Annotated in this window: 13 protein-coding genes; 1 reads left to right on the top strand and 12 read right to left on the bottom strand. The window is 38.7% G+C overall.

Annotated features, from left to right (window positions below; translation table 11 throughout):
- Positions 1-29: 29 nt before the first annotated feature.
- The 4 genes from AC04QZ_RS22310 to AC04QZ_RS22295 form a co-directional block, all read right to left on the bottom strand.
- Entirely contained in the window at positions 30-2,885 is a 2,856-nt protein-coding gene (locus tag AC04QZ_RS22310) for a PD-(D/E)XK nuclease family protein (protein WP_478359534.1), read from the bottom strand.
- A gap of 261 nt (positions 2,886-3,146) precedes the next feature.
- Positions 3,147-6,365, bottom strand: a complete 3,219-nt coding sequence (locus AC04QZ_RS22305) for a UvrD-helicase domain-containing protein (RefSeq protein WP_478359533.1) — start codon at positions 6,363-6,365, stop codon at positions 3,147-3,149.
- A gap of 78 nt (positions 6,366-6,443) precedes the next feature.
- Positions 6,444-7,238 carry a tRNA threonylcarbamoyladenosine dehydratase gene (locus AC04QZ_RS22300; RefSeq protein WP_478359532.1) on the bottom strand — a complete coding sequence of 265 codons (795 nt, stop codon included), beginning with the start codon at positions 7,236-7,238 and terminating at the stop codon, positions 6,444-6,446.
- Positions 7,239-7,284: 46 nt separating this feature from the next.
- Positions 7,285-7,941, bottom strand: a complete 657-nt coding sequence (locus AC04QZ_RS22295; RefSeq protein WP_478359531.1) for a TatD family hydrolase — start codon at positions 7,939-7,941, stop codon at positions 7,285-7,287.
- A gap of 266 nt (positions 7,942-8,207) precedes the next feature.
- Here AC04QZ_RS22295 and AC04QZ_RS22290 point away from each other — a divergent pair, with 266 nt between their 5' ends.
- Positions 8,208-8,741: a thioredoxin family protein gene (locus AC04QZ_RS22290; RefSeq protein ID WP_478359530.1), complete on the top strand. Its 534-nt coding sequence runs from the start codon at positions 8,208-8,210 to the stop codon at positions 8,739-8,741.
- A gap of 86 nt (positions 8,742-8,827) precedes the next feature.
- Here AC04QZ_RS22290 and AC04QZ_RS22285 read toward each other — a convergent pair whose 3' ends face one another.
- The 8 genes from AC04QZ_RS22285 to AC04QZ_RS22250 form a co-directional block, all read right to left on the bottom strand.
- Entirely contained in the window at positions 8,828-9,037 is a 210-nt protein-coding gene (locus AC04QZ_RS22285; RefSeq protein WP_086548059.1) for a hypothetical protein, read from the bottom strand.
- Between the two features lie 196 nt (positions 9,038-9,233).
- Entirely contained in the window at positions 9,234-10,934 is a 1,701-nt protein-coding gene (locus AC04QZ_RS22280) for a glycoside hydrolase family 3 protein (RefSeq protein WP_478359529.1), read from the bottom strand.
- Positions 10,935-11,071: 137 nt separating this feature from the next.
- Positions 11,072-11,644 carry a nicotinate (nicotinamide) nucleotide adenylyltransferase gene (nadD, locus tag AC04QZ_RS22275; protein ID WP_478359528.1) on the bottom strand — a complete coding sequence of 191 codons (573 nt, stop codon included), beginning with the start codon at positions 11,642-11,644 and terminating at the stop codon, positions 11,072-11,074.
- 9 nt (positions 11,645-11,653) lie between these two features.
- Positions 11,654-12,037, bottom strand: coding sequence for a type II toxin-antitoxin system VapC family toxin (locus AC04QZ_RS22270; protein WP_478359527.1), 384 nt, complete (start codon positions 12,035-12,037; stop codon positions 11,654-11,656).
- A complete protein-coding gene (gene vapB / locus AC04QZ_RS22265) occupies positions 12,037-12,240 on the bottom strand; it encodes a type II toxin-antitoxin system VapB family antitoxin (protein ID WP_131529628.1) in 204 nt (67 codons plus the stop codon). The genes AC04QZ_RS22270 and vapB overlap by 1 nt, the downstream gene beginning before the upstream one ends.
- Before the next feature lie 36 nt (positions 12,241-12,276).
- A complete protein-coding gene (gene gmk / locus AC04QZ_RS22260; RefSeq protein ID WP_029275003.1) occupies positions 12,277-12,843 on the bottom strand; it encodes a guanylate kinase in 567 nt (188 codons plus the stop codon).
- Between the two features lie 58 nt (positions 12,844-12,901).
- Positions 12,902-13,765, bottom strand: coding sequence for a YicC/YloC family endoribonuclease (locus AC04QZ_RS22255; protein WP_086548055.1), 864 nt, complete (start codon positions 13,763-13,765; stop codon positions 12,902-12,904).
- A gap of 326 nt (positions 13,766-14,091) precedes the next feature.
- On the bottom strand, positions 14,092-14,823 hold the full coding sequence (locus AC04QZ_RS22250) for a lysophospholipid acyltransferase family protein (RefSeq protein ID WP_478359526.1): 732 nt from the start codon (positions 14,821-14,823) through the stop codon (positions 14,092-14,094).
- Between the last annotated feature and the right edge of the window lie 29 nt (positions 14,824-14,852).

Below are 14,852 nucleotides of genomic sequence, written 5' to 3'. Positions count from 1 at the left end.
CAATTGGCTTCAGCCAACTGCAATGAATATTATTTCCCAAACAAAGTTTTATAAATAGAATATTTGTAATTATCCTCAACAGTGCTGGCTACAAAATAAGGTGCTTCGAAAAGTTCGGTTAACTTTTTTCTTAACTCAGCAAGAAATTCCGGCTTTATTTCTTCCAGATAAGCTCCTGATAGATTTTGCCTGCCAGACTTAAACCAAACGCCATCTACGCTCATGGTTTTCACTACATATAAATTGGGCTCTACAAAAGTTCTGCCCGAGAATTGTTCATAAGCATAAGTGTATAATAAAGTTTGGATTAAAGCTTTGTTGATGTGTTTTCCATCTGAATTGAACAATTCAGGGATATCTTTAAAAGTCAGCTTATCGCTTCCGGTTTTGTAGTCGATTATTTTGGTCACCCCGTCTTTTACATCAACACGATCGATAAAACCAAAAATTTTAATACTGGCTTCTTTTCCATTTAAGGGGAAGCTGATTTCGGCCTCTACTTTTTGCTCCAGGCTAATGATGGTAAATGGCGTTTGGGCCGCATCCTGATTTAAAATGATATTCACATAAGCATCAACAATGGATAAAATCACCTTTTGCATGCCTTTATACTCCATCACCTTATCGGGATTGTTGAACATTACGGCATTAAACGCCTTCTGTATCAATGATGGAACTTTTTTCCTTTTTTCTTTAATGCGGTCTGCAGTAATTTCAGCAGACTTCAGATCCTCATAAAAATACTCCATCACTTTGTGCAGAATCGAGCCAATCTCATTGGCTTCAACTACAGCACTTACTTCCTTAGGTTCTTTAATCCCGGCAATGTAATTGAAGAAAAAATCGATCGGATTGGAGATGTATTGTGTAAGCGCAGAAGGTGAAATCACTTTCTTTTTATCGAGGTATTTTTGAAGGGTTTCCTGAATAAAAGCGTTATTTGTTTTTTCGATACGCATTTCTTTAAAAGCTTCGGTTTTTACCTCTAGATTAAGCTCATTGTAGGTGAAATCGAAACCGCTTTCGTATTCCAGCTGCTTTAAAATCCTGCTGGCCTCGCCTGAAGTAGATTCGTCGGTCAAACTGTTATAAACAAAGTTGATATTCTTTGCCCTTTGCATCAGGCGGTAAACCATGTAAGATGAAATGGCATCGAGGTTTTCAAGTACAGGTAAACCATAAACACGGCGGATAGAATCGGGAATAAAACTGTTACCGATGGATGATTTTGGGATAATGCCTTCGTTGAAGCCTAAAATCACCACCTTATCAAAATTTAAGTTTCGGGTTTCGAGCAGTCCCATTACCTGGATGCCGTTTAAAGGATCGCCTGAAAGCGGAACGGCAATGGCTTGCAATGATTTTTGAACCAAATAAATCACAAAAGGAATTTCTTCTTTGCCAATATGGTTGCTAAAAGTATCGTGCAATCTGTTTAATTCCTGAATGGTTTTTACGAAAAGTTCGGCATCGATTTTTTTTAGTGTTTTCGCATTCGATAATCTCGTTAACACATAATCCAGAACATCCAATAAATTGGTTACCACATGTTGCGGATCGTCGATTTTTTTATAGAAAGCTTCAAATAATCCACTTTGACGCAGTAAGCGTTTATGGTCGATCTCCACTTCATTTTCTTCGAGTAATGCGGTTAAAATTTTATCGCGCATTTTCTGCGTCAGACCGGTTAAGGGGTGGGTTAAAAACGCCTCGACATTTTTATAGGTTACCTTATCGCGTTGTAAAATTTCCAACTGACTGCCCAACCATAAATCAACCAAGCCAAAAATGCTAGAGGTCGAAAGGGCAAAACCCATAGTAACATTCAGGTCGATTTCTGTTCCGTTAAATGTTGTTGGAATAGTCTGTAAAGTTGGAATCAACAAACTTTCATCTGCCAAAACCACCACCGTTTTTCCAACTGTTTCGGCATTTGTATAATCTTCCTCTAAAATATTGTTTAAGATTTTGGCCTGTGCCGATTGCCCCTGCACTTTGAAAACATTCACCTGGTGCGCAGCTGTTTTCATTAAACTCTCCTGCTCGGCAAATACATTCTTTAGGCCAAGCTGGTTGATGTTTTTCCGTAAGAACAAACCTGCTTCCTGCGATACATCGTCTAAATAATAAGTATCCGCATCAAAATAAAACAAAGCTTTATCGGCATCTTGAAGCTGGGAGAATATTTTAGCTTCGGCACTGCTTAAGGCATTAAAACCAACAAAAATGATCTTGCCCTGATCAAAATTCGAAATAAATTGCTGATGATTGGTAATGTCGTCGGCCAGGTGGCGGTAAACAGAGCCATTGGTTAGATATCCCTGTTCTTTAAGCGTTGCATGGAATTTATGGTAAAGTTTGGGCATCCTGCGCCACATCTTGATGAATAATTCCTGCTGTTTTTTATGTTTTCCTTCAGAATAGGAGGTCCAGAATTGCGAAAGAAACTCGTACTGCTCGGGACTTAAATAATCGAAATCTTTATTGATGACTGATATATCTTCCAGATCGCGGTATAATTTTCCTGCATCAACCAGATCGGCATCAATCTGATTAAAATCACTTAAGATAATCTTGGCCAGTGGAAAAAACTTATGGCTCGAAATGCTTTCTAATTGTTCTTCGGCAAGCAGTTGGTTGTAAATCCGGTGTAAAGTGAAAAACTGCAGGTAAAAATCGGCTATTTTATAACTGGTAGAACTGGCAAAAAATTCTTGTATGGTAAAAAATGAAGGACTGAAAAAGGGTTTGCCGATGATATCAGCAAAGTGTTTCTGTAAATAAGCCGATGGCCGTTTATTGTTAAAAACAATAGCACAGTTTTCCAGCTGGTTTCCAAATCTGGTCACTAAATCTTCGGCAACTTCCTGTAAAAATGGTTTCATGTTAGTGTATAGAATTTGAATCGTTGCCTTGGTTTTTTAATTGCAATTCGATAATTGCTTGTCCTTGCCTCAATATCATCGACTCTCACCATTAGTCGGTGGTGTGTCCAGTTCAAATTGCTAAGCAGTGCATACTGTATTTTATTTTGTTGATTTACAGTTGTTTGATAAATGCTACGCAGTGCGTAGCAGATTTGCTTGTTTTGATAAATCGGATAACATTGATCGAAATTGGGGCATAAATCGTTTACTTTTTCCATATTATACTAATTTCAATTTACCCTTAACTGCGTAGAAAAGATAGGTTTTGATATGCTGATAACCCATTTCCGAAAGTAATACCCTGTAGTTGTTCACCTGTTCGATATGTTTGTCGCTTTCTTCCAAAGTAAATTTATAGTCCAGAATAATTACTTCATCAGCATTAATCAGCACCCTGTCCGGACGGTGGAGTTTTCCGTGGGCATCAATAATATTTTTTTCTACGATGCTTTCACTCGCTTTACCTAAAATGATTTGAAGTTCGGGATTGTTTAATACTTCCAATGCCGAATCGATTAATTTCTGCTTTTCTTCTTCTTTGATAATGCCCTGTAGAACCAGATTGGTGCTATAATCATTTACCTCCTTTTCGGTACTGGCACTGGCCAGAATATCGTGCAATAGCGAACCTTTTCTGCCTGATTTTTCAATATTGACCAAATGTTTTAAGTGTTTGTCTTCTGATGGGATATAAAGCTCTGATAAGCGGGTTGTAGTAGGGTAACTTTTTAAGTTGATAAAATTGGATTCCTCAACTTTACTTTCAACAATTACATCATCAACAATTTCATATACCCCATTTTCATCAAACTGCTCATCAAAAGTAAAGTTGATCACATCGCCCATGTTGGATAATTTCAATTCCTTTTTGGCCATAGTGGCGATGTAGAGGTAATCTTTTGATCGTGTGGTAGCCACATAAAGCATATTCAGGGCATCCATATTGTTATAAAGTAATTCCTCGTAATATGCTTTTGCAATTGCCGAATCGGCCAATGCCTCGTTGTATTTCAATGGAATACCCTTGAGTTCTTTATAGACGGTTTCTTCTGAAGATACCCAAAAAGTGCCATTCGGTTTTCCTTTAATCTCCCAATTGCAAAATGGCACAAAAACAGCCCTAAAGGCCAGTCCTTTAGATTTATGTATAGTGATGATCTGTATCGCATCGGCACCTTCGGGCGAGGGTAGTGATTTTTTGATGCCGTCTTCTTCCCACCAGGTTAAAAAGGAAATAATGCCTTTTTCGCCAAGCTTGCCTGCTGACGCGGTTAAATCTCTAAAAGCCAGCAGATAGGGTAAATTGGCGGTCAGATTTTTTAAACCATAACTTTCAATTAAAATTTCTACGAGCTCGGGCAGCGGGAGCTGTAACCAGCTTTGCCAGTTCTCGCACAAAGCCACGGGTAAAACTGCTGTGAGGGTGTTTAAAGGCTTATTGTTAAGATTCAGGTAATGATTGGCATTGATTTCTTTATCGTGTAGCGAATGGTACAGTGCAATACAATTGGCTTTATATAATGCCGTTTGTGTTTCTAAACCAATCAGCACTTTTAAGGTATTAATGATGAGCTGTATGGCTGAGTTGTTCGAAATCAACAAAGCATCGCCCGATAAAACCGGTAAGTCATGCCCCATTAATTTTTTAACGGTTAGTAAGGCTTCACTATTCGAACGAACCAGAATGGCAATGTCTTTTAGGGCATACTGCAGTTCGTTTTTGAGGTGGTTTATTTCTTCAACAATATCATCAAGGACAATATCCCTGAAAACGGTTTCAGTAAAACGCGCTTCGTTTGGTGCATGATCTTTCCCAAACTTCTTAATTTTGATGGTGCCGCCCTTTAAAGTATTGGTGGCAAAATTTTGGGTCGAACCGCCGTAAATATCGGTTATAATCTGCTGATAATGTTGCTCATGCCACCACTTAGAGATGCTATCTGGTTTGGTAGCCAGATTTTCATTCAGCTCATTCTGCAGGGTGAGTGGAATAGCCTTGTAAAGGAAATTATTGAAAGTGATAATATTCTCGGCACTTCTGTAATTCTCTTCTAAACTTTCTTCCAATACGTTTTCTGCGCCGACGTCTAATTTGGCGTGTTTATGCAGGATATTCCAGTCGCCATTACGCCAGCGGTAAATAGATTGTTTGGTATCGCCAACAATCAGGTGATCGATCAAATCCTGACTAGGCGTAGCCATTGCATTGGTTAATAGTGATTTAAAACTTCCCCATTGGCTGGTAGAGGTGTCCTGAAATTCGTCGAACAAAAAGTTGCGGTAACGGTTGCCCACTTTTTCCCAGATGAAAGAAGGGTTGTCGCCGGCATCTTCGGTAATCCCTGAAATGAGTTTCTGCGCATCGCTGATGAGGAGGTTGTCATTTTCAGCCCGGTATTCTTTCAATAACACGGCAATTTCCTGCATCAACCTTAAATAGTAAAGGTTTTTATTAAAAGCGATGGCCAGGCTGTAATTGGGTAAATGGGCTAAATAATGTGCTTTTAATTTCTGGAGAATCGGGTTTACGGTGTCGTAAGCTTCAGGGAAATTTGTGTTTTTTTGAAACCACTCCTCAGGTTCATCAATTAAATTAAACAGCGGTTCTATTTTAGAAAAATCGCCTCTGGCAACCAAAATAATCTTAGCCAGCGGACTACGCGATTTCCCTTTGAGGTGTTCGGTTTCTACGCCGATTACATTCAGGGCTTCGTTCGCCTCAGTAGCTAGTGCAATCAGTTCCTCTTCAAAATTTTTGATTTCTGCTTTAGTAACACTGATATATTTTTTGAATAATTCATCGATGTTTTCCAATCCAAGTGTACTTACCGCATCTTCGAAAATCTGGAAGCGCTCAGAAAATATTTCTCCGATCAGGTTATAAAGTTCGAATTTATAGTTCCAGCTTTTGTTGTCGCTGATGCGCTCGATAGCCAGATCGATGATCCATTGTAAAAGCTGTTTGTTGTGGTCTAAAGCTTCGTCTAATTTGTTTACGAGATCGTCCTTCACCTTATCATAATTCATTTCTAAATTATAATCGGCATTGAGTCCCAGCTCGAAAGCAAAACCACGAATTACTTTTTGCACAAAACCATCAATTGTACTTACCGAAAAGCGGCTGTAATCGTGCAAAATTTTGCGGTAAATCTTATCGGCTTTAAACTGTAATTCCTGTTGACTTACTGTAGGGTAGGCCTGTAAAATCAGTTTCCGATAATCGTCGATTTTTTTAGATGGATTGCCTTTCGCCAATCCGAGCAGTACCTCGAGAATCCTCGTTTTCATTTCTTCGGTGGCCTTGTTGGTAAAGGTTACCGCTAAAATTTCGCGGTACTTATTGTCTCCACTAAAAAGCAGCGTGAGGTAATGTGCCGTAAGACTGAACGTTTTACCGGAACCTGCAGAGGCCTGAAGAATTTTGAGGGGTTGGGGCATAATATAATTTCTCTCGAATTTTAAACTTACAACAATTTAAAATTTTCGCGAAATCATGATATCAACAATTCATGGGGATCAGGCTTTTTTGCTTTTCCGTTTATGGAGCGTTTTATGGCTAATTCTTGCAGGGCGTTCGGCCATTTCGATTGGAAGGCCAAGCAGATCGCGGATTACAACCGAGGCACAGGCACCGCCAAATGCCGCGGGCAGATAAGAAACGGTGCCATAAGCCGAACGCTTGAAATTACTCCCGTCAGTCATGATCATCGAGTTTTTATCCATTTCCTCTGTGGAGAAAACAGCTTTTATTTTTGCTGCATTGGCGAGTTTATTCAGCCTTTTGCGTACATAACTGGCAAAAACACATTGATAGGTATCGGGAAGCAAGGTAATTCTTAATCTGGTGGGGTCCATTTTACCACCAGCGCCCATTGAGCTTACAATAGGAATATTCTTTTCCAGTGCCGTTCCTAACAAAGTGATTTTGGGCATTACACTGTCGATGCAATCCATGATGTAATCGAAATCAGATTCTAAAATTTCCCTGCATTTTTCCGGTGTAAGAAAAGTATTCACCACATGGAGTTTTAATTCGGGATTAATGGCCAGTAAACGCTCTTGCATAATTGCCGCTTTGCTTACACCATGATTGGTTGCCAAAGCTGGTAATTGCCTGTTCCGGTTGGTCGGGTCAACTACGTCGCCATCTACAATAGTCATTTCACCAACGCCTGAGCGGCAGATAAATTCGGCAGCAAAAGAACCCACTCCACCTAAACCAATTACCAGAACGTGTTTCGATTGTAGTTTTTCTATTCCATCATTTCCTACAAGGAGGGCAGAGCGCGAAAGCCAGGTAACATCAGACATAATTTTGTAATTGACTGTATTCTTCGACAGGCTCAGAATGACAAGTTTATATTAAATTGAATTTTTTCCAGTCGGTAAAAATACGAGCTTTAAGTTCATCAACACTACATTTTTTTAAAATGGCTGCGGCCTGGTAAATTTCTGCAATCGATATATCCGCATTGTCTGTTTCCAGGAAAAAATTATCGGTACTTTGAATGAGTTTTGCCGCACCGGAGCTTTCTTTCAACGTAGCCAAACCAAATGAAAGTAGAAATCCTTTATCCAATAATTGCTGGCCAAGTTCTTCATTTTTATTAAAACCATGGATGACCATTGGTACTTTAACTTTCAACCGGTCTTTAATCGCAATCAATTCCGAAAAGCATTTTACGCAATGCAGAATCAACGGTTTGTTAATCTTTTCAGCCAATTCTATCTGCTTTTCTAGGATTATTGTCTGATTTTCCAGGTTTTCACCTCTTAAGCGATCTAAACCACATTCGCCGATTTGTTTAACATTCGGTTGATTGGCCACAACCGTTAAATATTTCATTTGAAGCTCCAGGTGATCAATTTTGGCAAACCAGGGATGTAAGCCTACCGAGATCGGCTTTGTTTTAGGCATCGCTAAAAAGATATCGTTAGTTAACGACAGGCTTTGAATGCTGGTTACCCCTGCTTGTGTGGCAGTTTTATGGGTATGTATGTCTAAAAAATCCATTGCAGGGCAAAGATATGCAAAATTGGAAGATGGGGCATGGATGATGGAAAATACATAACGACCAGATTAAACCTTCGTTCCGAATCACTTTCCATTCTACGGACTACGGACTACGGACTACGGACTACGGACTACGGACTACGGACTACGGACTACGGACTACGGACTACGAATCCACATTTTCCATGTCTCTGTAAAGAATTCGCGAATAATTTATTGTAAGATTATACTTTCTTACTTTTACTTAATTATTATTCAAAAAAATCATGAGAAGATTAGTCATTTTATTAACGGCTGTATTTCTTTCGACTGCAGCTTTTAGTCAGGCGAAAAAAGAAGGCGTTCATATCTATAACCCACAAGCCGATGCCAAAGCCGAAATTGCTGCTGCGGTTGGAAAGGCAGCTAAAGAAAATAAGCATGTTTTGCTACAGGTTGGTGGGAACTGGTGCAGCTGGTGTATTGCATTTCATAATCTGGTTGACAGCACAGCAACGCTAAAAAAATACATTAACGACAATTTTGAAACTGTTCTGGTTAATTACAGTCCTGAGAATAAAAACGAAAGTGTTTTAGCCAGTTTAGGATATCCTCAACGTTTTGGCTTTCCGGTATTTTTAATCCTTGATGGTAAAGGCAAAGTGTTACACATTGAAAATTCTTCTTATTTAGAAACCGAAGAAGTTGGCGCCAACGGTAAAAAGAAAGTTGGACATGATGTAAAGAAAATTACCTCTTTTTTAAAAGGATGGACAACCACTGCGGTTAATCCCGAAACGTATAAGTCGAAGGCCAAGTAAAGGTTTAAGGTATAAATTTTAGAGAGAAAACCGGGCAACTTAAAGATAAAAAGCCGTCCTGATTTTACATCGGGAGGGCTTTCTTTTTAATCATCTAGATCATCTTCTTCCACTTCATCATCAAGGTTTAACTCGTAAGAAGCCCTAGATGCTTCATCGGCTTGCTCCAGCAGATCTTTGTCGTGTTCTATGCTGGTATCATCACCATTAATTTCATTGATATTTTCTACATCATCCTCTCTGCGTAAAGCATCATTAGGATCGTTTGAATAATTGTCATCTTCCGGGTCTATCATAACATTAAGATTTTATAATTAGATAATCGTTTTGAGCAAGGAATTGTTTTGAAAAAAGCTAAAAGACTAAAGCAATAAATTGATTATTCCGAAGACGTTATATTTGCGTGGTAAAATGATAGAAATAAAAAATGCCGGAAGATTTAATCATCCGACATCCGATTCTTTGTATTCTTCGTGCCTATGTGGTCAATAACTAAAGCCCGTCGCCGAATTTATAAAACGGAGCCACGCTTACGGGTAACTTACCAGTAGGTGTTAATCTGTTGTTAATTACTGCGGCAGCTGAAATCTGCATGTAATCTTCTTTTTGATACGCAACAACCAAACCTTTACTGTTTTCTAAACCAGCTAAGCTGGCCAGATTATATGGATTTGCAAACAACGCAAAAACAGCATTTTTTGCTGATAACTCTTTAATAAAGTTTTTTACGCCTGCATTAAGCGGAATATTGTTTGCAGGTCTTGCACGGCTGTCGTGAATGCCCACAATCACCTGGTCAAATGCAGCGATTTCGCGGGCAATGTTCGAAATTTGTGTAGCATTGGCATCTTTATCCAGCACATAATAAACAGAGTTATAATAACCTTTCGAAATCTCTTTCTGGAAAGTGGTTACCGAGGGCACGCCGATACTGATAATGGCTGTTCTTCTGATTGGAATAAGACGTTTGATATAATCTTTACCTTTTAGTAGGGTTACTGACGCATTGGCCAACTCCTGCACCAAAGCATTACTTGCATTGCGGTTTACGGCAGCAACAACACCCTGGGTTACAATCGTATCGCGTTTAGCCAAACCTGCCCAATATTTTGCAGTTAATATTTTACGCACGCTTTGGTCGATCTCGGCCATGCTTACACGATCCTGTCTCACCGCTTTACGCACCAGTTTAATCGCCCTATCGCTATTTTCCGAAAGTTCTATGATATCGTTGCCTGCAATAATACCCATCAGATCCGCTTCGCCATCTTTAAAGTATTTTACCACACCTTTCATGTCCATCGCATCCGAGATGATCAAGCCTTTAAAGCCTAATTTCTGTTTTAAAATGCCTGTAACAATCGGCTTGGAAAGGGTAGAGGGTAAATTTGGCGTATTATCTAAAGATGGGATGTTCATGTGTGCAATCATCACGCCAGAAGCCCCTTGTTTAATCAGCTCTTTGAAAGGATACATTTCTAAAGTATCCAAACGTGTAGCAGAGAAAGTAAGCTGGGGTAAATCGTAATGCGAGTCTACATCAGTATCGCCATGACCAGGAAAGTGCTTCAAGGTGGTTAATAAGCCGCCATCTTGCATGCCTTTCATATAAGCGGCAACCTTGGTCGCCACATTGTATTTATTTTCGCCAAAAGAGCGGTAATTAATAACCGGATTTTTAGGGTTATTATTGATGTCGGCATCGGGTGCTAAGTTCATCTGCATACCCATGCGTTTGTAATCTTTGGCTACTTCCAAGCCCATTTTATACAACAGCTCTTTGTTTTGGATTGCACCGAGGGCCATTTGATAAGGATAGGAAATTGTGCTGTCCAGACGCATGCCCAAACCCCATTCACCATCATTGGCTACGATTAAAGGTACCCTGCTTAATTTTTGATAGTCATTAGTGGCTAAAACCTGCCTGCCGGGGCCTCCCTGAAAAAAGATTACTCCACCCAATTGTTCTTTTTTAATTACCTGACCAACTGAGTCGGTATATTTTTTACCCAGATTAGTGTGTGCCCGAACAAAGAACATCTGCGCAATACGTTCTCTACGGTTAAGTTTGTTAAAAACCGAATCGACCCATTTCGGTTGATTGGCCAATAATTCTAAATAGGTTTTCTGTTGTGCGCTTGCCGAAAATGCAGTGCCACAAAGGGCAATAAGTATAAATAAATTTTTTCTCACGTGTTTTGTTGTATCAGCTGCCGCTAAATTAATAATCAAAAGGCGAATTAAACAAAAACCAATCCATTAATTGATTTAATCTAATAGGTTGTAAGTCTGTTGCTTTTACCGGCAGTAATTTAGGTTGTTAATGTGTGTTATTTGTACATTCCCTTGCCTTCAATAAAATCGATCACTTTATCAGGCAGGAAAAACTGAACATTCTTTTTCTCTTTAATGGCTTTACGGATAAAGGTTGAAGAAATTTCCATTAAAGGGGTTTTGGTAAAAGTGATGGAAGGATGATTTTCCCATTCGCTTACATTTGCTTCTGGCCGGGGGTAAACGTAAATCTGGTAGTTTTTTAAAAGGACCTCGTAGTTTTTCCACTTTTTAAATGATACCAGGTTATCGGCACCCATAATTAATACAAACTCTTTTTCAGGATATTTTTCATGTAAGTAGGTAAGGGTATCGATGGTGTATGATGGTTGAGGTAGGGAAAACTCGATATCGCTCACACGGATATGTTCTGCATTTTCTGTAGCCAGTTTGGCCATTTCCAAACGGTCGTACATGTTGGTTAAACCACTTTTGTCTTTTAAGGGATTATGTGGTGAAACCACCAACCATACTTCATCAAGCTCAGTATGGTTAGCCATGTAATTGGCAATAATTAAATGCCCGGTATGGATGGGGTTGTATGAACCAAAGAAAAGACCAGTTTTCATGTTTGCGGTTTACCAAATTGCTTTAACCTTATAAAAGCTAAAATTTTGGTCTTTTGTTAAAATCGTTAAGTCTTCAGAAATGCCTTGAGCAATCAAAATTCGATCAAATGGATCGCGATGATGAAAATCTAATTCATTCAGCGTAATAATATGATCAAACGAAATTGGCAATATTTCTATTTGATTTTGATCCAGAAAGTCTAAAATTTTATCGAAATCTGCGCTTAAAGAAAGTTTGTTTAATTTAGATTTTATTGCAATCTCCCAAATGCTAGCAATGCTAATAAAACATTGATTATTTAGGTTTTTAATTTCATTAACTATCTTCTTTGGCAAGGATGAATCTCCATTTATAAACCAGATAAATGTATGCGTATCCAACAGAAGCTGCATTACATATAATCTTTAAAATCTTCTAATGGTTCATCAAAATCAGCAGCCATTTTAAAGAAATCTTTGGCATAGCCAAATTGTCTTTCTTTCAATTTTTTACTTTCTTTCGATTTTTTCTTTAGGGATGAGACAAAATCAGACACTTGCTTCTTCAAATCTGAAGGCAATGAAGATATTTGGCTATATAATTGAATATCAGTCATCACTCAAATATAAAGATTTCTACTTTCTTTAGAAAGCTATTTCTTCAAAAAATCCCCCACCAACTGCTCTGCTTCTGCACAGGCTGTAGCCAGATCGTAATTTTTTAAAATCACATCAAACTTATCTGCATAAAGCAGTTCTTTTTCAGCTTTAATAAAACGTTCCTGTAATTTCTCAGGACTATCTGTACCACGGCCGCTTAAGCGTTCCTTTAAAACATCTAATGATGGTGGCTGAACGAAAATGGCCAGCGCATCTTCCTCATATTTTCTTTTTAAACGGATACCGCCTTCTACATCAATATCGAAAATAACGTGTTTGCCATCATTCCAGATGCGCTCTATTTCTGAACGTAAAGTGCCATAAAAAGTTCCGTTATAAACTTCTTCAAACTCCACAAATTCCTGGCGGGCTACTTTGTGCAAAAATTCTTCTTTACTTATAAAATAGTAATCGTTTTCATGTGTTTCAGCGCCTCTTAATTCGCGGGTTGTCGCAGAAATAGAAAAGCTCAGCTCAGGAAATTTCGTTAATAAATGATGTACTATAGTGGTTTTACCTGCTCCTGATGGTGCTGAAAATATGATTAATTTGCCTTGCATTTTTAAAATTTTTGCGATTGGCGTCTGGCGTTAAGCGCTTATCGCTCTCCGCCTAACACTACAACACATTCAATAACTGTTCTTTTATCTTTTCTAATTCTTCTTTCATACCTACAACAAATTGTTGCATTTGGGCATCGTTTGCTTTAGCACCCATGGTATTAATCTCTCTTCCGATTTCCTGAGAAATGAAACCCATTTTTTTGCCGTTTGCTTCTTTGCTTGCTAAAGTTTGCAAGAAATAATCGCAATGGCTTTTTAAACGTGTTTTTTCTTCAGTAATGTCTATTTTATCAATGTAATAAATCAGTTCCTGTTCAAAACGGTTCTGATCGATATTTACTTTACCTACCGCATCGTCTAAAAACTGGGTAAATTTATCGCGGATAGCGGTAATTCTTTTAGGCTCTAATTCCTCAACAGATTTGAAATAAGAAAGGATATTTTTAATTCTCAGCTCTAAATCAGCCTTTAAAACAGCACCTTCATCTTCTCTGAATTTATTGAAATTGGCCAAAGCTGAAGTGAAAATCTGGAATAAATGGTTCCACTCATCCTCGCTCACACTTTCTTCCTTGTAGCTGATGACATCAGGAAAAGTTAAGGCAGTTTGCAATAAATTGCTGCTTCCGGCACTTAATTCGTCATTAACGGCAATAAGTTGTTTATAATAGTGGCTTAATAATGCAGTATTGATGGTCGCACCTGTAACCTCACCATTGGTGCGTTCTACATTGATGCTTAAACTCACCTTTCCGCGCTCGATGTCTTTGCTGCAAATGTTGCGCAGAATCAACTCTTTATCAGAAAAAGCTTTAGGATATTTTAAATTCAGCTCCAGGAATTTACTGTTGAGCGATTTGATTTCGACACTATACTTTGCATTTGCATAATCGGCTGTTGCTAAGCCGTATCCTGTCATGGATTTTATCATGCGCAAAGATAGGGTTTTCAGCCGAAAGGAGAAATAATAATGGATTGGGTGTTAGGATTATGGAAGGTGGTCGTTTAAAGAAATGATTGTTGGAATTTGGAAAACCAGCGTTCAGCATTTCTTTGGGGATTGCAGCCCCGCTTTCATTACAAGTCCTCTCCCGATGAAAAGCGGGATGCGGGCTTTTCATTCCAATCGGGTTTAGGTACAAAGCAGAATTGGTTTTGGCTCTGGTCTGCTAACTGCAAAGTACAAATCAGCGTGTTTAAACCTGATGGGACTGGGCTTTTATTCCTGATTAATGAAATATAATCCTACTTTTCCAACATGCTCAAAATAGCATTAAATGTTTTTTGCTTCAGTTCTTCAATATCTTCGGCAACCAGGCCTTTCACTTCAATGGCTTCCCCAAATACTGTTTTAATTAATCCAGGATTTAATAATAACGGATCTGTTCTGGGTAGATGCGCCCTGCTGTTCAAAATGGCGAAGGGTAAAACAGGGGTTTGGGTTTCTATCGCTAAACGAAAGGCGCCATCATAAAAAGTATTTAAAGGTTGATCAGATTTATTCATCGTTCCTTCCGGAAAAATCAATATGGATTGACCATCGGCCAGATCTTTCCTTAGCTCGGCTACAGATTGGTCGCGGCTTTCTCTGCTGCTTCGGTCAATCATCACCACTAAACGTCTGTAAATCCATCCAAATACGGGTATTTTAAGCATTTCGATCTTCCCCAGCGGACTAAAGGCCTGTGGAATGCAGATCACAATGGCTATGGCATCTAAAAAGGAACTGTGGTTACCTACATAGATATAAGCCCGCGAAGTGTCAATTTTTTTACCACCTGAAGAAAACCATAGAAAAGTGAAAAGACTAAAAGCCCATGCCCAGCATTTTAAAAAATAAAAGGAAATTTTTCTTCCTGTTTTCTCCTTAAAAATACCTGTACTAATTAGGATAAAAGGGCAAACAATAAGCATGAGTACGAAAAATACAATTGCCGAATAGAGTAAATAAAATCCGCCAAATAGTTTTCTCATCATTATTAACGTTTATTTAACAGTTTGCCAGG

It is taken from the genome of Pedobacter folensis (assembly GCF_056490665.1).
This window is presented reverse-complemented; position numbering and strand designations above follow the sequence as displayed.

Excerpts from the sequence above, each read along its gene's own strand:
- AC04QZ_RS22310 (WP_478359534.1), bottom strand. The coding sequence starts at position 2,885 with ATGAAACCATTTTTACAGGAAGTTGCCGAAGATTTAGTGACCAGATTT.
- AC04QZ_RS22305 (WP_478359533.1), bottom strand. The coding sequence starts at position 6,365 with ATGCCCCAACCCCTCAAAATTCTTCAGGCCTCTGCAGGTTCCGGTAAA.
- AC04QZ_RS22300 (WP_478359532.1), bottom strand. The coding sequence starts at position 7,238 with ATGTCTGATGTTACCTGGCTTTCGCGCTCTGCCCTCCTTGTAGGAAAT.
- AC04QZ_RS22295 (WP_478359531.1), bottom strand. The coding sequence starts at position 7,941 with ATGGATTTTTTAGACATACATACCCATAAAACTGCCACACAAGCAGGG.
- AC04QZ_RS22290 (WP_478359530.1), top strand. The coding sequence starts at position 8,208 with ATGAGAAGATTAGTCATTTTATTAACGGCTGTATTTCTTTCGACTGCA.
- AC04QZ_RS22285 (WP_086548059.1), bottom strand. The coding sequence starts at position 9,037 with ATGATAGACCCGGAAGATGACAATTATTCAAACGATCCTAATGATGCT.
- nadD (WP_478359528.1), bottom strand. The coding sequence starts at position 11,644 with ATGAAAACTGGTCTTTTCTTTGGTTCATACAACCCCATCCATACCGGG.
- AC04QZ_RS22270 (WP_478359527.1), bottom strand. The coding sequence starts at position 12,037 with ATGCAGCTTCTGTTGGATACGCATACATTTATCTGGTTTATAAATGGA.
- vapB (WP_131529628.1), bottom strand. The coding sequence starts at position 12,240 with ATGACTGATATTCAATTATATAGCCAAATATCTTCATTGCCTTCAGAT.
- gmk (WP_029275003.1), bottom strand. The coding sequence starts at position 12,843 with ATGCAAGGCAAATTAATCATATTTTCAGCACCATCAGGAGCAGGTAAA.
- AC04QZ_RS22255 (WP_086548055.1), bottom strand. The coding sequence starts at position 13,765 with ATGACAGGATACGGCTTAGCAACAGCCGATTATGCAAATGCAAAGTAT.
- AC04QZ_RS22250 (WP_478359526.1), bottom strand. The coding sequence starts at position 14,823 with ATGATGAGAAAACTATTTGGCGGATTTTATTTACTCTATTCGGCAATT.